This window comes from Xanthobacter pollutisoli (assembly GCF_040044995.1).
Taxonomy (GTDB): Bacteria; Pseudomonadota; Alphaproteobacteria; order Rhizobiales; family Xanthobacteraceae; genus Xanthobacter.
Genome location: NZ_JBDZDP010000017.1, coordinates 1 through 17,834 on the forward strand (window position 1 = coordinate 1; position 17,834 = coordinate 17,834).

At 64.1% G+C, this 17,834-nt stretch carries 17 protein-coding genes; 15 read left to right on the forward strand and 2 right to left on the reverse strand.

The window, feature by feature from the left end:
* From ABLE93_RS21620 to ABLE93_RS21690, 15 genes are all read left to right on the forward strand, one after another.
* Window positions 1-1,658 (forward strand): relaxase/mobilization nuclease domain-containing protein (locus tag ABLE93_RS21620; protein WP_348841889.1); only part of this gene is annotated, 1,658 nt, incomplete at its 5' end.
* Window positions 1,659-1,682: 24 nt separating this feature from the next.
* Complete coding sequence (locus ABLE93_RS21625) at window positions 1,683-3,662, forward strand: conjugal transfer protein TraG (RefSeq protein WP_348841890.1); 1,980 nt, start codon at window positions 1,683-1,685, stop codon at window positions 3,660-3,662.
* Window positions 3,663-3,667: 5 nt separating this feature from the next.
* A complete protein-coding gene (locus ABLE93_RS21630; protein WP_348841891.1) occupies window positions 3,668-4,096 on the forward strand; it encodes a CopG family transcriptional regulator in 429 nt (142 codons plus the stop codon).
* Between the two features lie 114 nt (window positions 4,097-4,210).
* Entirely contained in the window at window positions 4,211-6,187 is a 1,977-nt protein-coding gene (locus ABLE93_RS21635; RefSeq protein ID WP_348841892.1) for an ATP-binding protein, read from the forward strand.
* 292 nt (window positions 6,188-6,479) lie between these two features.
* On the forward strand, window positions 6,480-7,466 hold the full coding sequence (trbB, locus tag ABLE93_RS21640) for a P-type conjugative transfer ATPase TrbB (RefSeq protein ID WP_348841893.1): 987 nt from the start codon (window positions 6,480-6,482) through the stop codon (window positions 7,464-7,466).
* Window positions 7,467-7,495: 29 nt separating this feature from the next.
* Window positions 7,496-7,795, forward strand: a complete 300-nt coding sequence (locus tag ABLE93_RS21645) for a TrbC/VirB2 family type IV secretion system protein (protein ID WP_229646956.1) — start codon at window positions 7,496-7,498, stop codon at window positions 7,793-7,795.
* Complete coding sequence (locus ABLE93_RS21650; protein ID WP_348841894.1) at window positions 7,795-8,067, forward strand: VirB3 family type IV secretion system protein; 273 nt, start codon at window positions 7,795-7,797, stop codon at window positions 8,065-8,067. The genes ABLE93_RS21645 and ABLE93_RS21650 overlap by 1 nt, the downstream gene beginning before the upstream one ends.
* Window positions 8,068-8,077: 10 nt before the next feature.
* Window positions 8,078-10,516: a conjugal transfer protein TrbE gene (gene trbE / locus ABLE93_RS21655; protein ID WP_348841895.1), complete on the forward strand. Its 2,439-nt coding sequence runs from the start codon at window positions 8,078-8,080 to the stop codon at window positions 10,514-10,516.
* Complete coding sequence (gene trbJ, locus ABLE93_RS21660; RefSeq protein ID WP_348841896.1) at window positions 10,513-11,247, forward strand: P-type conjugative transfer protein TrbJ; 735 nt, start codon at window positions 10,513-10,515, stop codon at window positions 11,245-11,247. The genes trbE and trbJ overlap by 4 nt, the downstream gene beginning before the upstream one ends.
* Before the next feature lie 9 nt (window positions 11,248-11,256).
* The gene (trbK-alt, locus tag ABLE93_RS21665; RefSeq protein WP_348841897.1) at window positions 11,257-11,520 is read left to right on the forward strand and encodes a putative entry exclusion protein TrbK-alt; all 264 of its coding nucleotides are present in this window, start codon (window positions 11,257-11,259) and stop codon (window positions 11,518-11,520) included.
* Window positions 11,517-12,797 carry a P-type conjugative transfer protein TrbL gene (gene trbL, locus ABLE93_RS21670; protein ID WP_348841898.1) on the forward strand — a complete coding sequence of 427 codons (1,281 nt, stop codon included), beginning with the start codon at window positions 11,517-11,519 and terminating at the stop codon, window positions 12,795-12,797. Before trbK-alt ends, trbL begins: the two co-directional genes overlap by 4 nt.
* Window positions 12,794-13,483, forward strand: a complete 690-nt coding sequence (gene trbF / locus ABLE93_RS21675) for a conjugal transfer protein TrbF (protein WP_348841899.1) — start codon at window positions 12,794-12,796, stop codon at window positions 13,481-13,483. Before trbL ends, trbF begins: the two co-directional genes overlap by 4 nt.
* A complete protein-coding gene (gene trbG, locus ABLE93_RS21680; RefSeq protein ID WP_348841900.1) occupies window positions 13,480-14,532 on the forward strand; it encodes a P-type conjugative transfer protein TrbG in 1,053 nt (350 codons plus the stop codon). Before trbF ends, trbG begins: the two co-directional genes overlap by 4 nt.
* Window positions 14,529-15,773, forward strand: a complete 1,245-nt coding sequence (locus tag ABLE93_RS21685; RefSeq protein ID WP_348841901.1) for a TraB/TrbI/VirB10 family type IV secretion system protein — start codon at window positions 14,529-14,531, stop codon at window positions 15,771-15,773. Before trbG ends, ABLE93_RS21685 begins: the two co-directional genes overlap by 4 nt.
* Before the next feature lies 1 nt (window position 15,774).
* On the forward strand, window positions 15,775-16,020 hold the full coding sequence (locus tag ABLE93_RS21690) for a DUF2274 domain-containing protein (protein ID WP_348841902.1): 246 nt from the start codon (window positions 15,775-15,777) through the stop codon (window positions 16,018-16,020).
* Here ABLE93_RS21690 and ABLE93_RS21695 read toward each other — a convergent pair.
* Window positions 15,995-16,930 carry a LysR family transcriptional regulator gene (locus tag ABLE93_RS21695; RefSeq protein WP_348841903.1) on the reverse strand — a complete coding sequence of 312 codons (936 nt, stop codon included), beginning with the start codon at window positions 16,928-16,930 and terminating at the stop codon, window positions 15,995-15,997. The genes ABLE93_RS21690 and ABLE93_RS21695 overlap by 26 nt on opposite strands.
* A 369-nt stretch (window positions 16,931-17,299) precedes the next feature.
* Window positions 17,300-17,833 (reverse strand): hypothetical protein, encoded by a 534-nt coding sequence (locus ABLE93_RS21700; RefSeq protein WP_348841904.1) that lies wholly within the window; start codon window positions 17,831-17,833, stop codon window positions 17,300-17,302.
* Between the last annotated feature and the right edge of the window lies 1 nt (window position 17,834).

The following is a 17,834-nucleotide window of genomic DNA, read 5'->3' on the forward strand; positions in this document are numbered from 1 at the left end:
AGGCCCTCGCCGCGGCCCAGAAGGCCGGTGGCCACGTCTCCCGATCCGGCCGCCTCACCTCCGGCACCCGCTCGCACTTCGGCCGCGGGCGGACGGCGAGCATCCAGGCCAACCGCCTGCTCACGGGTCGCTCGCGCGTCGTCGTCATCAAGACCCGCGTGGTGCGCCACACCGCCCGCGCCACACCGCTGATCGCGCATCTCTCCTACCTGCGCCGGGAGGGCGCGACCCAGGACGGGGAGAAGGCCCGCCTGTTCGGGCCGGGCGCCGAGGAGGAAGATGGCCGCGCCTTTGCGGAGCGATGCGCTGACGACCGGCACCATTTCCGCTTGATCGTGTCGCCCGAGGACGCGGCGGATATGGCCGACCTGAGGTCCTTCGCCCGCGACCTCGTGGGCCAGATGGAGACGGACCTCGGCACGAAGCTGGATTGGGTCGGCGTCGACCACTGGAACACGGACAACCCCCACCTGCACATCCTGGTGCGTGGCCAGACCGACGACGGCCAGGACCTCGTCATCTCCCGCGATTACATCAAGGAGGGCATGCGCGCCCGCGCACAGGATCTGGTCACCCAGGAGCTGGGGCCGCACACCGACCTCGACATCCGCCGCGCCATCGAGCGGCAAGTGGAGGCGGAGAGGTGGACGCAGCTCGACCGTCAACTGGTCCGGGACCAGCACGAGACCGGCGTGATCGACGTCGCGCCCCATGCCGATCGCCAGCCGGACGCGTTCCATGCCCTGAAGGTCGGACGACTGCGCAAGCTCGAAACCATCGGACTCGCCGATCAGGTCGGCCCCGGCCAGTGGGTGATCGACGAGAAGGCCGAGGCCACGCTCCGCGCGCTGGGCGAGCGCGGCGACATCATCAAGCGTATGCACCGGGCTCTGACCTCGCAGGGCATCGAGCGCGGTACCGCAAGCTATGTGCTTTCTGGTGAGCACCTCGATGCACCCATCATCGGCCGCCTGGTCGACCGCGGCCTCGACGACGAGCTGAAGGGCACGGCCTATGCCGTGGTCGACGGCGTCGACGGGCGCACCCACCACATCAGGCTGCCCGACCTCGATGCGGCAGGCGATGGCGCTCCCGGCTCCATCGTCGAGCTGAGGAGGTTCGAGGATGCCCACGGCCAACAACGGGCCGCGCTCGCGGTCCGCTCGGACCTCGACATCGAGCGACAGGTCACGGCGGCGGGCGCGACCTGGCTCGACCGGCAGGCGCTCGCCCGCGAGCCCGCCTCCCTCTCCGACAACGGCTTCGGCGGCGATGTGCGGGATGCCATGGACCGCCGTGCCGTACATCTGGTCGCCGAAGGCCTCGCCCAGCGTCAGGGCCAACACATCGTCTTCGCTCGCGACCTCATCGAGACGTTGCGCCGGCAGGAGATAAGCGCACTGGGCGAGCGGCTCGCCGCCGGGAACGGGCAGCCTTTCAAACGTGCCGGGACTGGTGAGTACGTCACCGGCACCTATCGCCAGCGCTTCGCCCTGGCCTCAGGCCGCTTCGCCATGATCGACGACGGCCTCGGCTTCCAGCTCGTGCCCTGGACGCCCTCGCTCGAGAAGCAGCTCGGCAAGCACGTCTCCGGTGTCGCCCGGTCCGATGGTGGCATCGACTGGTCCTTCGGCCGCAAGCGCGGCCTCGGCCTCTGACCTCAAGCGCAAAAGGACCGCCGGATGTCCGCGACCAAGATCCTCTGGGGCCAGATCCTCGCAGTCTTCTCCATCGTGCTCGCCACCACCTGGGGGGCGACGGAATATGTCGCCTGGCGGCTGGGCTTCCAGGACCAACTCGGCTCACCCTGGTTCGTGCTGGGGTACTGGCCCGTCTATCACCCGCCGGCCTTCTTCTGGTGGTGGTATTTCTACGATGCCTATGCGCCGGAGATTTTCACAGAAGGCGCCTTCATCGCGGCCTCGGGCGGGTTCCTGTCCATTGCGATCGCCATCGGCCTGTCGGTCTGGCGGGCCCGGGAGGCGAAGCGGGTCGAGACCTACGGTTCCGCCCGCTGGGCCGAGCCGGACGAGATCCGTTCAGCCGGTCTTCTCGGATCCGACGGGGTAGTGCTCGGCCGCCATGGAGGGGACTATCTGCGCCATGACGGGCCCGAGCACGTCCTGTGCTTCGCGCCCACCCGGTCGGGCAAGGGCGTGGGCCTCGTCGTCCCATCGCTCCTCACCTGGCCAGGCTCTGCCATCGTCCACGACATCAAGGGCGAGAACTGGCAGCTCACCGCCGGCTTCCGGGCACGGCACGGGCGCGTGTTGCTGTTCGACCCCACCAATGTGAAATCGGCCGCCTACAATCCGCTGCTGGAGGTTCGCCGCGGGGAATGGGAGGTCAGGGACGTCCAGAACATCGCCGACATCCTGGTGGACCCCGAAGGCTCGCTGGAAAAGCGCAACCACTGGGAGAAGACCAGCCACGCTCTGCTCGTCGGCGCCATTCTCCATGTCCTTTATGCCGAAAGGGACAAGACCCTCGCCGGCGTCGCCGTCTTCCTCTCCGACCCCAGGCGCCCCATCGAGGCGACGCTCGCCGCCATGATGACGACGCCGCACCTCGGCGAGACGGGTCCTCATCCGGTGATCGCCAGCGCGGCACGGGAGCTTCTCAATAAGTCGGAGAACGAGCGCTCCGGCGTTCTTTCCACCGCCATGTCCTTCCTCGGGCTCTATCACGATCCGGTGGTCGCCGAGGTGACCCGGCGCTGCGATTGGCGCATCGCCGACCTTGTAGCGCACCGGCAGCCGACCACCCTCTATCTCGTCGTGCCGCCCTCGGACATCAACCGCACCAAGCCGCTCATCCGCCTGATCCTCAACCAGGTCGGGCGCCGCCTCACCGAGGACCTGCAGGCCAAGGCCGGCCGCCATCGGCTCCTCCTGATGCTGGACGAGTTCCCCGCGCTGGGGCGGTTCGACTTCTTCGAGAGTGCCCTCGCGTTCATGGCTGGCTACGAGCTCAAGAGCTTCCTGATCGCGCAGAGCCTGAACCAGATCGAGAAGGCCTATGGCCCGAACAATTCGATCCTCGACAACTGCCATGTGCGGGTGAGCTTCGCCACCAATGACGAGCGCACGGCCAAGCGCGTGTCGGACGCCCTCGGCACCGCCACCGAGATGAAGGCCATGAAGAACTATGCCGGCCACCGGCTCTCGCCCTGGCTCGGCCACCTCATGGTGTCGCGCTCGGAGACGGCACGCCCGCTCCTCACGCCGGGCGAGGTGATGCAGCTTCCGCCCGCCGACGAGATCGTCATGGTGGCCGGCACGCCGCCGATCCGGGCGAAGAAGGCGCGGTACTATGAGGATGCGCGCTTCCGGGAGCGAATCCTGCAGCCACCTCTGCTTGCAGAACCCAACGAGCAGCGCGCCGACGACTGGACCGTCTTGCCGTTGCCCGCACCCTCGCAACTGAGCCTGATGGTGCAGGGAAAGGATGATGAGGACACGACCGGGTCGGAGCGCCGACAGCAGCCGGAGCTGGCTCGGGTGGCTCCGGTCGAGGAGCCTGCATTACCGCAGAACGAGTTCGAGATCGACCTCGCGGACGAGAGCGAGGACGACGTCGCCCGAAACAGCCGCATGACACGCGTCATGCAGGGTGTGGCGCGTCAGGTGTCGCTCGACCCCCGCGACGGCATGGAGCTGTGACTGCGATGGCCCCACGCAAGAAGAAGGCGCAGATCACTGTCTATCTCGATCCGGACACCATGGCCTTGCTCGCAGATTATGCCGCGCGCCGGGACCAGCCTCAGTCGCTGGTCGCCGAGGCTGCCATCGCATCGTTCCTGTCTCCCGACGCCGCCGAACGACGCGAAGCCGCGATCGCCAAGCGCCTGGATCAGCTGGACAGGCGGATGACACGGATGGAGCGCGACGTCGGCATCTCGGTCGAGACGCTCGCCGTGTTCATCCGCTTCTGGCTCGCCACGACGCCGACCCTGACCGAGCCCGCGGCCCAGGCGGCCAGGGCCAAAGCGGGGGAACGCTATGAGGCCTTCGTCGCCGCGCTTGGTCGGCGCCTCGCGAAGGGGCCGAAGCTCATTCAGGAGGTCACGGAGGACCAAGCCGCTCCCACACAGTGACTATGAGCACTGTGCGCCAGGAACGGTCATCGGATTTTTACGATTGAATGGTTGCTACGGTTGGCTTAACGGAATTCGAGGGCAGCAAACAGCCGCCGCATACGGGGAACGGCGATGGCCGATCTGGTCAGTGACATTGTTGGGCGAGTCAACCGCCTCCCACTAAAGCCGTCCGAAACAAATTCGTTGCTGCCGTTGATGGAGGCGTTCAGCAACGCGCTCCATGCTGTAAATCTCCGGTTCGGCGATGACGCTCCCAGCAAGGGGCGTATCCAGATCACAATCCTCCGCGACAGCAGCGAGGTGGTTGGCTTCAAGATCGAGGACAATGGAATCGGATTCACTGACGAGAATTACCGGTCCTTCCGCACCCCTGACAGTCGGCAAAAAATCGGCTTGGGCGGCAAAGGTGTCGGGCGCCTTTCTTGGTTGCGCGTTTTCGGCGGCGCTAAGATCGAAAGCATTTACGCCGAAGGCGACCAATTTCTACGGCGATCATTCGATTTCGTGCTCGACGAAAGCAATCAGCTTCGAAACGAGTTGAATGGCGCTGCCAACGGCGCGACGGCGCCTCGGACGGTCATCACGCTCGGCGAGTTCAAGAGCGAGTACAAGAGCCGATGCCCCTCCAAGCCGGAGACACTTGTCCAGCGACTGATCGCGCATTTTCTGCCCATCCTGGCATCCGGCGCCTGCCCAAGCGCCGAACTGAGTGACGGCGACGAGGCATTCGATCTCCCTACGTATTTCAAAGACAAAATCATCAATACATTCGTCTCGGACGTCCCGGTAAAGCTGGACGATGGTAGTGAAATCACGATCGCTATCAGGCACATGAAATGCAACAAGGACATCCGTCCAAGAGGGCAAAGCTATAATTGGATGTTTCTTTGCGCGCATGAGAGAAGTGTTACAGAACAATGTATCGATGAACAAATCGGCCTGCGAAGCCTTGATGGTGAGTCGATTTATATCGGATGCGCGTCCGGTCCCTATCTCGATGAAAGCGTTAATCAGGAGCGCGACGGATTTACCTTCTCCTCCAGCGAGGAAACACTCATCCGGCGAGGCGTCGCATCGAGCGTGCGCGAATACCTCAAGGACTACATTTCCGTCTCCCGAGCAGAGATGGTCCGCAACACCCAGGCGCTGGTTCGTGAAAATCCACAATTCCTATTTTTAAACAATGAGATAGATGCGTTCGTTGAGGCGTTGCCGCTGAACAGTGCGGGGAAGCAAGAAGAAATATTCGTCTCGATGAGCCGGCGGAGATACCGTCGGCAACGTGAATTCCGCCGTCTGTCCCAGGAGATATCATCTCCACCCAGTCACCAAGAGGAGATTCAAGAAAAAGTCGATGAGTATATGCGCTACGTAGATGACGAGAAGAAAGGCGCTTTGGCTGAATATGTCAGCAAACGAAAGGCGATTCTGGATTTTCTTGACGCACTTACCGCCTATGAAGACCCGGAAAAGCGCAGGCACCATCTAGAGGACGCTGTACACGCGCTCATTTGTCCGATGAAAATAGATTCTTCGCAAATCGCCGAAATCGACGACCATAATCTTTGGCTGTTAGATGATCGTCTGGCCTTCTTCAATTTTTTCGCATCCGATAAGGAGGCGAGGTCATACCTCAACACTGGAAGCCAGGAGCGGCCCGACCTGGCGTTTCTTTACGATAGCTGCTTGGCGTGGCGAGAGGGCGAGCAATCCGGTGACAAAGTAGTGCTGGTAGAGTTCAAGCGTCCCGGCCTCGAAGCATACCCGAACGAGGACCCCATCCGGCAAGCGCTGCGGTATGTGAACCTCATCAAGTCATCGAAGACTTTCCGGGACAAGAGCGGCCGTGTAATTTCGAACGTCGGGGAGCGGACATCTTTCGACTGCTATATCGTCGCGGACCTGACAGAGGGGCTGAGAAAGCAACTGATCGGCCTGCCGCTGCAACCGACCCCCGATAACGAGGGCATGTTCGGCTATACAGACAACCCGAAGGCGTTCGTCGAAATCGTTCCGTTTTCGAAGCTCCTTCGGGACGCCAAGGCGCGGAACTCGGCATTCTTCACGCGCCTCGGCCTCAATGGCTAGCGCGGACATGCCGCTACGGGGTCTGAGATGATGTCGGAAGAAGAGCGCGGCGGCGCGCATCCTGATCTGCTTTCCGGCCTTACCGATCTCGATGCGGTCAGCCCTCTGCGAAGTCCTCTGCTCCGAGCCTCCTCGCTCCTCAGGTACAATAGCAGCACCCCGCCGTTCTCAAGTATCTGCACGCCAGAACGCGACGCCCGCATTGGCTTGTTGAATCCTCCCAATTTCCGGCTCTTTTAATCATCCCTGTCCGGGGCGCGTCTGCGCCGCCCTCGGCAAGCGCGGGGATGAGATGGCGGCTTCAGCTCACAGTTCGGAGGGTCTTACACGCGGCGAACGCATGCTGCGCACCGCGCTTGGCCCGATGATCGCCCGCCTTCTCGAAGACCATGCGGTCGTCGAGGTCATGCTCAACCCCGACGGCCGCCTCTGGGTCGACCGACTGTCCGAAGGGCTTTGCGATACAGGCGAGCGGCTGGCCGCCTCCGATGGCGAACGCATCGTCCGCCTCGTTGCGCACCATATCGGCGCCGAGGTCCATGCCGGCGCCCCGCGTGTGTCAGCCGAGCTGCCCGGAACGGGAGAGCGGTTCGAAGGCCTGCTCCCGCCCGTCGTAGCCGCCCCGACCTTCGCCATTCGCAAGCCTGCCATCGCCGTGTTCACACTCGACGACTATGCGGCCTCCGGCATCATGTCGGCGGCTCAGGCCGAAGTCCTGCGCCGAGGCATTGCCTCCCGCGCCAACATCCTGGTGGCCGGTGGTACCTCCACCGGCAAGACCACGCTCACCAACGCGCTCCTCGCCGAGTTGGCCAAGACGTCCGAGCGGGTCGTCCTCATCGAGGACACGCGGGAACTCCAATGCGCCGCCCCCAACCTTGTGGCGATGCGTACCAAGGATGGCGTCGCCTCGCTCTCGGACCTGGTGCGCTCGTCGCTGCGCTTGCGGCCGGATCGCATCCCGATCGGCGAGGTACGAGGTGCCGAAGCCCTCGACCTCCTGAAGGCCTGGGGCACAGGCCACCCCGGGGGCATCGGCACCATTCACGCCGGCAGCGCCATGGGCGCCCTGCGGCGGCTGGAGCAACTCATCCAGGAAGCTGTCGTCACGGTCCCGCGCGCCCTGATCGCTGAGACCATCGACCTCATCGCCGTGCTGTCGGGCCGGGGCTGCGCGCGCCACCTCACCGAGCTGGCCCGCGTCGAAGGTCTCGGCCCTGACGGCGACTACCGTGTCATCCCCATCACTGCTCCCTCCGAAGAAGGAACCTCCCTGTGACTTTCACGCTCCCCCCGTTCTACCTCCGGCTGCTGAAGGCCGTGGCCGGCGCCACCGCCTGCGTGTGTGTTGTCTCCGCGGCCCACGCTTCCGGCTCCTCCATGCCGTGGGAGACCCCGCTGCAATCGATCCTGGATTCGATCCAGGGGCCAGTCGCCAAGATCATCGCGGTGATCGTCATTATCTCGACCGGCCTCGCGCTCGCCTTCGGGGACACCTCCGGCGGGTTCCGGCGGCTGATCCAGATCGTGTTCGGCCTCTCCATCGCTTTCGCCGCCTCCAGCTTCTTCCTGTCCTTCTTCTCCTTCAGCGGCGGAGCGCTGGTCTGATGCCGGCCGATATCGGCGGGGTGCCGGGCTTCTCCGTGCCGGTCCATCGGGCGCTCAGCGAACCGATCCTGCTCGGCGGCGCGCCGCGGGCCCTCGCCATTTTCAACGGCACGCTCGCCGGTGCCGTCGGGTTGGGCCTGAGGCTCTGGTTCGTCGGCCTCGCCCTTTGGGCCGTCGGCCATCTCGCCGCCGTCTGGGCCGCCAAGCGTGATCCGCTCTTCATCGACGTGGTGCGCCGCCATCTGCGCATCCCCGGTCATCTGTCGGTTTGAGGGGCGCATCATGATGAACCTCGCGGAGTACCGGCATCACGCCAGCCGACTGGCGGATTTCCTGCCGTGGGCGGCACTGGTCGGCTCTGGCGTTGTCCTCAACAAGGATGGCAGCGTCCAGCGGACGGCACGCTTCCGTGGGCCGGACCTTGATTCCGCGGTGCCGGCCGAACTGGTGGCGGCGGCGGGTCGCCTCAACAGCGCCTTTCGCCGCCTCGGCTCCGGCTGGGCACTTTTTGTGGAGGCCCAGCGACACCCGGCGGGTGCCTATCCGGCGAGCGTCTTCCCCGATCCCGCCACCGCGCTGGTCGAGGCCGAGCGCAGGGCCGACTTCGCAGAGGCGGGCAGCCACTTCGAATCCAGCTATTTCCTGACCTTCACCTGGCTCCCGCCGGTGGAGGATGCCGCCCGGGCCGAGAGCTGGCTCTATGAGGGCAGCGAGCGGAAAGGGCTCGATCCGCATGAGGCTCTGGGCGGGTTCATCGATCGCACGGATCGGGTCCTACGGCTCGTCGAAGCCTTCATGCCCGAGTGCCGCTGGCTCGACGATGCCGAGACCCTGACCTATCTGCACGGTTGCGTCTCGACCAAGCGCCAACGGGTTCGCGTTCCCGAGACGCCCATGTATCTCGACGCGCTCCTGGCCGTCCAGCCGCTCACCGGTGGGCTCGAGCCCATGCTCGGGGCCGAGCACCTGCGGGTTCTGACCATCGTTGGTTTCCCGACGGCGACTACGCCGGGGATCCTCGACGATCTCAACCGGCTGGCCTTTCCCTATCGCTGGTCCACCCGCGCCATTCTCCTCGACAAGACCGATGCCACCCGGCTCCTCACAAAAATCCGCCGGCAGTGGTTCGCCAAGCGCAAGTCCATCGCCGCCATCCTGAAGGAGGTGATGACCAACGAAACTGCGGTGCTGGTGGATTCGGATGCCGCCAACAAGGCCTCGGACGCCGACCTCGCGCTGCAGGAGCTGGGCGCCGACCATGCCGGCATCGCCTATGTCACCGCCACGGTGACCGTCTGGGATTGTGATCCCCGCGTCGCCGACGAGAAGCTCCGGCTGGTGGAGAAGGTGATCCAGGGCCGGGACTTCACGGCCATGGTCGAGACGATCAATGCCGTGGATGCCTGGCTCGGCAGCTTGCCGGGGCACGTCTACGCCAATGTCCGCCAACCGCCCATTTCCACCCTCAACCTCGCCCATATGATCCCGCTGTCGGCGGTGTGGGCGGGCGAGGCACAGGACGCGCATTTCGGCGGGCCGCCGTTGTTCTACGGCAAGACCGAGGGGGCGACCCCGTTCCGTTTTTCCCTCCACGTTGGCGATGTGGGCCACACCCTCGTGGTCGGGCCGACGGGCGCCGGCAAGTCGGTGCTGCTGGCGCTGATGGCATTGCAGTTCCGGCGCTACGCTGGATCCCAGGTGTTCGCTTTCGACTTCGGCGGCAGCATCCGGGCGGCCGCCCTCGCCATGGGCGGCGACTGGCACGACCTCGGCGGGAGCCTGTCCGATGGGAGCGAGGACAGCGTCGCGCTCCAACCTCTTTCCCGTGTGGATGATCTCGCCGAACGCTCATGGGCAGCCGACTGGATCACGGCGATCCTCTCCCGCGAGGGCGTTTCCATCGCCCCGGAGGTGAAGGAGCACATCTGGTCGACCCTCACCTCCCTTGCCTCCGCTCCCGTCGAGGAACGGACCCTCACCGGCCTCGCCGTCCTGCTCCAGTCCAACGATCTCAAACAGGCGCTGCGTCCCTATTGTATCGGTGGCGCCCATGGCCGGCTGCTCGATGCCGAGGCGGAGCACCTAGGGCAGGCCTCCGTCCAGGCCTTCGAGACCGAAGGGCTGATCGGCACCAGCGCGGCACCGGCCGTGCTGTCCTATCTGTTCCACCGCATCGAGGACCGGCTCAACGGGTCTCCGACCCTCATCATCATCGATGAGGGATGGCTCGCCCTCGATGATCCGGGCTTTGCCGGCCAGCTCCGCGAGTGGCTCAAGACGCTGCGGAAGAAGAACGCCAGCGTCGTCTTCGCCACGCAGTCCCTCTCCGACATCGACGGCTCGGCAATCGCCCCGGCCATCATCGAGAGCTGCCAGACGCGGCTGCTGCTCCCCAACGAGCGGGCCGTCGAGCCCCAGATCACCGCCATCTACCGGCGCTTCGGCCTCAACGACCGGCAGATCGAGATCCTCGCACGGGCCACCCCGAAGCGGGACTATTACTGCCAGTCCCGACGCGGCAACCGCCTGTTCGAGCTCGGGCTGTCGCAGGTGGCGCTCGCCTTGTGCGCCGCCGGGTCCAAGACCGATCAGGCTGCGCTCTCGCTGATCCTCGCCGAGCATGGGCGCGATGGTCTCCTCGCCGCCTGGCTACGGCATCGGGGCCTCGGCTGGGCCGCCGACCTCATCCCCACCCTCGACCTTCTGGAGACACGCTCATGATCCGCCTGATGCTGCGGGCGGCGCTCGTCGCTGCGGCGCTCCTCATGTGTCCGCTCGCGCCGGCTGCGGCACAGGCCGTGGTCTTTGACCCCTCCAACTATGCCCAGAACGTCCTCCAGGCGGCGCGGGCCTTGCAGCAGGTCACCAACCAGATCACCTCGCTGCAGAACGAAGCGCAGATGCTGATCAACCAGGCCCGCAATCTGGCGAGCCTGCCGTACTCCTCCCTGAGCGCGCTCCAGCAGTCGGCCCAGCGGACCCAGCAGCTGCTCGGGCAGGCGCAGAAGATCGCCTATGACGTCACCGCCATCGACCGGGCGTTCCAGGGTCAGTATGGCTCTGTCTTCCTGAGCGCCACGGATGCCGCCCTTGTCACCCAGGCCAAGAGCCGCTGGGAGACCACGGTCGCCGGCCTTCAGGATGCGCTGCGGGTGCAGGCGGGCGTCGTCGGCAATCTCGACACCAACCGGCAGCAGACGTCGACGCTGGTCGGCCAGAGCCAGGCGGCGACCGGCGCGCTGCAGGCCATGCAGGCCGGCAACCAGCTCCAGGCGCTCCACGCCCAGCAGTTGTCCGATCTCACAGCCGTGGTCGCCGCCAACGGAAGGGCGCAGGCCCTGTCTGAAGCCGAGCGGGCGACCGCGGTGTCGGAGGGGCAGGAGCACTACCGGCGCTTCTCCACCCGGTCGAGCTACCAGCCCTCCGCCGTCACCATGTTCCGCGGCAATTGAGGGGCGGCCATGGATCAGGGCACTGCACTCAGGACCCTCATCGTCGCCGGCCTTGTGGGCGCGGTGATCGCAGCCCTCGCCATCGCCTCAGGCAGGCCTCACGAGCCGACTGTCACTATCAGCAGCGTGAAAGCAGGGAACGTCTCCTCGGCCGACCTCAAGAGCTGCGCCACGCTGGACATGGCCAATCCCATCGATCCGCGCTGCGCCGCGCTCTGGGAGGCGAACCGCCGCCGCTTCTTCGGCAAGCCAGTGGAAGGAGCAACGCCATGAACGACGTGGGCGTCATCGACACCTTCCTCAACACCTTCACCAGCTACATCGATTCCGGCTTCGGCCTGATCAAGGGCGAGGTGACAGGCCTCTCTTCCATCCTGATCGCACTCGACATCACGCTCGCCGGCCTGTTCTGGGCCTGGGGCGCCGACGAGGACGTGATGCGCCGGCTGGTGCGCAAAACCCTCGCCATCGGCTTCTTCGCCTGGATCATCGGCAACTTCAACACGCTCGCGAAGATCGTGTTCGAGAGCTTCGCCGGGCTCGGCCTCAAGGCCGGCGGCTCCGCCATCAGCACCACAGAGTTCCTGCGGCCGGGGCGCCTTGCGGAAATCGGGCTCACCGCCGGCCAGCCCCTGCTCGATACCGCGAGCCAGCTCACGGGGCCGGTGGCGATCTTCGTCAATGCCGTGCAGATCGCCGTGCTCCTCGTTTCATGGCTGCTGATCCTGATCGCCTTCTTCATCCTGGCGGTGCAGCTCTTCGTCACCCTCATCGAGTTCAAGCTGACGACGCTCGCCGGCTTCGTCCTCCTCCCCTTCGCCTTCTTCGGCAAGACCGCCTTCCTCGCCGAGAAGGTGCTCGGCAACATCGTGGCGTCGGGCGTGAAGGTGATGGTGCTCGCTGTCATCGTCGGCATCGGCTCGGGGTTGTTCTCTCAATTCACCACCTCCTATGGCGATGCCCAGCCCACCATCAGCCAGGCGCTGGCAGCCGTGTTGGCCGCGCTGGCGCTCCTCGGGCTCGGGATCTTCGGGCCAGGAATCGCGACAGGCCTGATCACCGGCGCGCCGCAGCTCGGTGCAGGCGCCGCCGTGGGGACCGGGCTTGCCGCAGGCGGTGTGGCGCTCGCGGGAGCCGGCGCCGCTGGGCTCGCGGTACGTGGGGCAGGTGCTGCGCTCGCCGGAACAGCCGCTGCGGCCCGTGCTGGCGCGAGCCTCGCCGGCGGCGCCGCGTCCGCCTACAGCGCGGGAGCCGCCGGCCAATCCGGACTGTCCGGCGTCGCTGGAGGTCTGGGCGGCGTCGCGCGCGCTGGTGCAGCTGCTGCAGCCTCTCCGATGCGTGGGTCAGCCTCCGTCTCACAGGCCTCCGGAGCGACTCCTACCCCGCCTGGTGCCCCGGCTTCTTCCGGTGATGTCCCAGATTGGGCCCAGCGCATGCGCCGCTCCCAGCAGATGGCCCACGGCATCCAGACCGCGACTCATGCCGTCCGGTCCGGCGACAGCCATGGCGGCGGGTCCTCCATCTCCCTCTCCGAAAGCGATCGCCCATGACCCCCTTCAAGCGACCATCGGTCCATTATGGCCGCTCCCCCGAGCCTGAGACGCCCTATCAGCGGGCCGCACAGGTCTGGGACGACCGCATCGGCTCCGCCCGCGTCCAGGCGAAGAACTGGCGTCTCATGGCATTCGGCTGCCTCGCCCTCTCGGCGGGCGTCTCCTGCGCCCTGGCGTGGCAGGCCCTGAGCGGCTCGGTAGTCCCGTGGGTCGTTCAGGTGGACAAGCTCGGACAGGCGCAGGCCGTGGCGCCCGCCGCGTCGGACTATCGCCCTTCCGATCCGCAGATCGCCTTCCACCTCGCCCGGTTCATCGAGGAGGTGCGCAGCATCTCCGCCGATCCGGTCATCGTGCGCCAGAACTGGCTGAGGGCCTACGCCTATACGACGCAGGCCGGCGCCATCGCCCTCAACGACTATGCCCGGACCAACGATCCCTTCGCCCGGGTCGGCAAGCAGCAGGTGGCGGTGGAGGTCTCCAGCGTCATCCGCGCCTCGCCGGACTCCTTCCGCATCGCCTGGGTCGAGCGCCGCTACCAGGACGGCAGCCTCGCCGACACCTCCCGCTGGAGCGCCATTCTCGCCGTCGTGGTGCACGCGCCACGGGATGCCGAACGCCTCAGGGCCAATCCACTGGGGATCTATGTCAGCGCCATCAACTGGTCGAAGGAGCTCGCACAATGACGCCTGCCATCCGCAAATCCGGGAGGCCGGCTCTCCGTGTCCTCTCTTCTCAGGCTTTCCGGAAGTCCGGCTTGCCGCTTCTGCTCCTTTGCACATCCGCACTCGCTGGTTGCGCTACGTTCGAGAAGCCCCCGGAGATCGAATATGACAACGCTCCGCCCGCCGTCTTCAAGGCCGAGCCCCCGGGACCGGTGCGGATCGTCGAGCTGCCGAAGCCCCTTCCGCTGCCCGATCAGCTGAAGCCGGTGGGCAAGGATGGCAAGGCGGAGCCCGAGTCCGCGGACCCGACGGCCCGAGTGAACCAGGCCAATGCCGCCGCCCGCGTGCAGCCGGTGCGCAACGGCTTCATCAACTCCATGCAGGTCTATCCCTTCGTGGATGGCGCTCTCTATCAGGTCTATGCCGCGCCCGGACAGGTCACCGACATCGCCCTCCAGCCCGGCGAGCAACTGGTGGGGACGGGGCCCGTGGCGGCCGGCGACACCGTGCGCTGGATCATCGGCGACACGGAGAGCGGGGTAGCGGGCGGGAAGCAGGTCCACATCCTGGTGAAGCCCACGCGGCCGGACCTCACCACCAATCTCGTGATCAACACCAATCTGCGCACCTATCACATGGAGCTGCGCTCCACTGAGAAGACCTACATGGCCTCGGTCTCCTGGCAGTACCCCCAGGATCAGCTCATCGCCCTCAGACGCCAGAATGCCGAGGCGCAGGCGGTACAGCCTGTGGCCACCGGCATCGACCTGACCAAAGTGAACTTCCGCTATGAGGTGACCGGTGACCGGGCGCCATGGCGGCCACTGCGCGCCTTCGACGACGGCCAGCAGGTATTCATCGAGTTTCCGCGTGGGATCGCCCAAGGCGAGATGCCGCCGCTCTTCGTGGTCGGCCCGCAGGGCGACACCTCCGAGCTCGTGAACTATCGCGTGCGCAGCAGCTACATGATTGTAGACAGGCTGTTCGCCGCAGCCGAGCTGCGCTTCGGTGCCGATAAGGACCAGAAGCGCGTGCGCATCTCCCGCACCGACGGGAGGCCAGTCCTATGAGCGGCAATGAATCCGGGAAGGAGAAAGGGCTGGGATCGGCTGGCGATGACGGCGCTCGACCGCTGACGGGGGAAGCTGTGGCCGCGATGCGGCTGCGGCCGGAGCCGCCGCGGGTGACCCGCCTGTCCCGAAAGGTATTGGCCGGGCTGGGGCTGGTTGTGGGCCTCGGGATCGGCGGGGCGCTGATCTACGCCCTGCAAGCGCGGAAGGACCACGGCCCGGGACAGGAGCTCTATGCCACCGACGTCAAGGCGACGCCGGACGGGCTCGCCGGCCTGCCGAAGGACTACACCGGCATCCCAAAGCTGGGGCCACCGCTGCCGGGGGATCTGGGACGGCCTATTCTCAATGCGCAGACCGCGGTTCAGCCGACGATGCCGGCCATGGGAGGCATGCCCAATCCCGCGCTGAGCCCCGAGGAGCAGCGCCAGCAGCAGGAGAGCGAGGCAGCGCGGACCGGACGGCTGTTCGCCCAGACCAACACTCGGCCCGCAAGCCCGGCGGTGGCCCAACAGGCGGGAGTCACTTCAGCGTCAGCGGCGCCGGCCGCCGATCTCAGCAGCCTCGGCCTTGTGCCGCAGGCGGCGACGCCGACGGCCCAGGAGCGCCAGCTTGCCTTCCTGAACCAGGCCGTGGACCGGCGCACCGTGTCGCCCGACCGCGTGGCGGCTCCTGCCTCCGCCAACATCCTGCAGGCCGGCGCCGTCATCCCCGCGGCGCTGATCACCGGCATCCGGTCCGACCTTCCAGGCCAGATCACCGCCCAGGTGACCGAGAATGTCCATGACAGCCCGACGGGTCGGATTCTCCTGATCCCCCAGGGCACCCGCATCATCGGCCAGTATGACAATGGCGTCGGCTTCGGCCAGCGCAGGGTGCTCCTCGTCTGGAACCGCCTGATCTTCCCCAATGGCCGGTCCATCGTGCTGGAGCGCCAGACCGGAGCCGACGCGGAAGGCTACGCCGGCCTCGAGGATGGGGTCGATTATCACTGGGGCGAGCTGTTCAAAGCCGCGGTGCTCTCGACCATCCTCAGCGTCGGGGCAAGCGCCGGGACGTCCGGCAGCGATAGCGACCTCGTGAGCGCTTTGCGGGAAGGCGCCTCCGACAGCATCAGCCAAACCGGCCGGCAGATCGTCCAGCGCCAGCTCAACATTGCGCCGACCCTTACCATCCGGCCGGGATTTCCGGTGCGGGTGATCGTCACGCGCGACCTCGTTCTTGAACCCTACGGAGGCTGATATGACGAAGTTGAAGCTCGGCCAAATCCCCGACGACAAGCCGGTGAAGATATCATTGGAGGTGCCCGCCAGCCTGCACCGCGACCTCGTCGCCTATGGTGAAATCCTCGGCCGCGAAAACAATCAGTCACCGACTGACCCAGCCCGCCTGATCGTCCCGATGCTTGAGCGCTTCATTGCGACAGATCGCGGTTTCGCGAAGGCCCGGCGTTCGGCTCATCTCAATCGTGCGCGTGGGATATCGTAGGGCTCGATCCCGAGGAGCGAGCCATCGCCCGTGCAAGGCTGAGCAATGTCCGAAACGCCGGATTGTCGTTTTTCGGCGACCAAGCGGCATAGAACCGGAGCACCTCGCCGCGCAGAGAACGATAGGTCACACCGGGGACCTTGACCAAATTTTCGGATTCTATGACCAACGTTATTCCGCGGCCGGACGCGACGAGATTGAGAAGCTTATATCGCCCAACTCGTTGAGCCTCGACACGGGGCTCGCATTCGACTTCACGGAATTTGCGAATGACATAGTCTTGGATTCTCATCCCAGATGCAGTGTCTCGGATAAGAATTTTCTCAGAACTGAGATCTCGCCATGTCAACGCGTCTTCGGCGGAGAGCGGATGGCCTTCAGGCAATGCCACAAGGACCTGTTCCGACCAAAGATAAACCGTATCGCATTCCGGCCAATCGGCCAATCCGATGACAAAAGCGATATCAAGCTGAAATTGGCGAATGGAATTGATGTGATCGTGTGCTTCGCCGTCGATGAAATCGATGTGAACAGATCCATATTTTGCATCATATGTTCGAAATAGGTTCGACAGGAAACCAGACGAAAGTGAAGAAAACAGCCCCACTTTGACGTATCCGTCCTCGGCACGGCCAATGGCGGCCACCTCCGCCGCTCCATCGCGAATGTGGTCCAACGCATGGCGGACCCGATGGAGAAAGCGTTGTCCGGCTATGGTCAGGTTGATCCCTCCAGGGTGTCGCAAGAACAGGGAGGCCCCGACCTGATCCTCAATGTCCCGGATCCGCCGACTGACGGAGGATTCTTGCACTCCGAGTGCCGCTGCCGCCTTCCGAAAGCTCCCATATTCGGAGGCAGCAATTAAATATCTGAGGTAGCGGATTTCAATTTCCGCATTTGTATTTGACATATGGAACGCTCTCCATTTTAATAGTTGCATATAATACGTAATTCCTATTTTAAATTATGAGTAGCAAATATAATTTACATGGAAATCAATAGCCGCGTCATTGCGGATAGGATTGAGGGAAATCGCGACCATCTCATATAAGTGATGACTTTAAGCCGGGCCATGCTAATGAGAGGCGCCCCCAACCAAATAAGATCGTCATTTATTCGCGCGCAGCTGCCCTCCTCCGTCGTTCCAAGCACCGTATTGTCACTATCAAACTGGATACCTGGCAATGACGGACGTCCTCATAGGCAATGGAAGAATCTATTATCATTAAAATGATATATAATTTTCTAAAATTTATATTAATTACATAAATTATAAATATTAATAGTCTTTTTCTATTATGTGAATATTTCCATCCAATTTACGAATTGTCATCTGAAGGCGAGATGTGATTGTTCGGAAAAACATTCCACTTTGTTGACATTTTTTATAATTATCGTCTGTCTTCATTTTGAGCGCTTCTCCTGCTGCTTGCCCAATGGAGCTCATTTCAAGCCATGCCTTGTCAACATCGATACCGACCGATCTAGCAGCAGCATCCGCCGCACGCAGAACCTGTTGCGCCTCGGCTAAAGTAATTGTTGGCTTAAAATTAGGTTCCGCTTGAGCATTATATGCTTCTGAACATCCACGAATCGCAAAATACATACCATACATAAACTTCAAATGACTAACGGCCTGTCCTCGCAAATCGGCCGGAGTAGGGTTCGTCGATTGGCCAACCTCTGCAAAAGATGAGTCGATATAAGACCCACAAATGACAATAAAAACAAATATTGCGACGGGTATTTTCTTCATGAAATATTCTCGTACCAAGATGTTTTTGATAGTTTGCGATTTTTCATTCACTATCACG

What these genes read in the sequence shown, in the direction of transcription:
- ABLE93_RS21695 (WP_348841903.1), bottom strand. Translation starts at nt 16,930, where the DNA reads ATGTCAAATACAAATGCGGAAATTGAAATCCGCTACCTCAGATATTTA.
- trbE (WP_348841895.1), top strand. Translation starts at nt 8,078, where the DNA reads ATGATGAACCTCGCGGAGTACCGGCATCACGCCAGCCGACTGGCGGAT.
- ABLE93_RS21625 (WP_348841890.1), top strand. Translation starts at nt 1,683, where the DNA reads ATGTCCGCGACCAAGATCCTCTGGGGCCAGATCCTCGCAGTCTTCTCC.
- trbK-alt (WP_348841897.1), top strand. Translation starts at nt 11,257, where the DNA reads ATGGATCAGGGCACTGCACTCAGGACCCTCATCGTCGCCGGCCTTGTG.
- ABLE93_RS21630 (WP_348841891.1), top strand. Translation starts at nt 3,668, where the DNA reads ATGGCCCCACGCAAGAAGAAGGCGCAGATCACTGTCTATCTCGATCCG.
- trbF (WP_348841899.1), top strand. Translation starts at nt 12,794, where the DNA reads ATGACCCCCTTCAAGCGACCATCGGTCCATTATGGCCGCTCCCCCGAG.
- trbJ (WP_348841896.1), top strand. Translation starts at nt 10,513, where the DNA reads ATGATCCGCCTGATGCTGCGGGCGGCGCTCGTCGCTGCGGCGCTCCTC.
- ABLE93_RS21650 (WP_348841894.1), top strand. Translation starts at nt 7,795, where the DNA reads ATGCCGGCCGATATCGGCGGGGTGCCGGGCTTCTCCGTGCCGGTCCAT.
- ABLE93_RS21685 (WP_348841901.1), top strand. Translation starts at nt 14,529, where the DNA reads ATGAGCGGCAATGAATCCGGGAAGGAGAAAGGGCTGGGATCGGCTGGC.
- trbG (WP_348841900.1), top strand. Translation starts at nt 13,480, where the DNA reads ATGACGCCTGCCATCCGCAAATCCGGGAGGCCGGCTCTCCGTGTCCTC.
- trbL (WP_348841898.1), top strand. Translation starts at nt 11,517, where the DNA reads ATGAACGACGTGGGCGTCATCGACACCTTCCTCAACACCTTCACCAGC.
- ABLE93_RS21635 (WP_348841892.1), top strand. Translation starts at nt 4,211, where the DNA reads ATGGCCGATCTGGTCAGTGACATTGTTGGGCGAGTCAACCGCCTCCCA.
- ABLE93_RS21690 (WP_348841902.1), top strand. Translation starts at nt 15,775, where the DNA reads ATGACGAAGTTGAAGCTCGGCCAAATCCCCGACGACAAGCCGGTGAAG.
- trbB (WP_348841893.1), top strand. Translation starts at nt 6,480, where the DNA reads ATGGCGGCTTCAGCTCACAGTTCGGAGGGTCTTACACGCGGCGAACGC.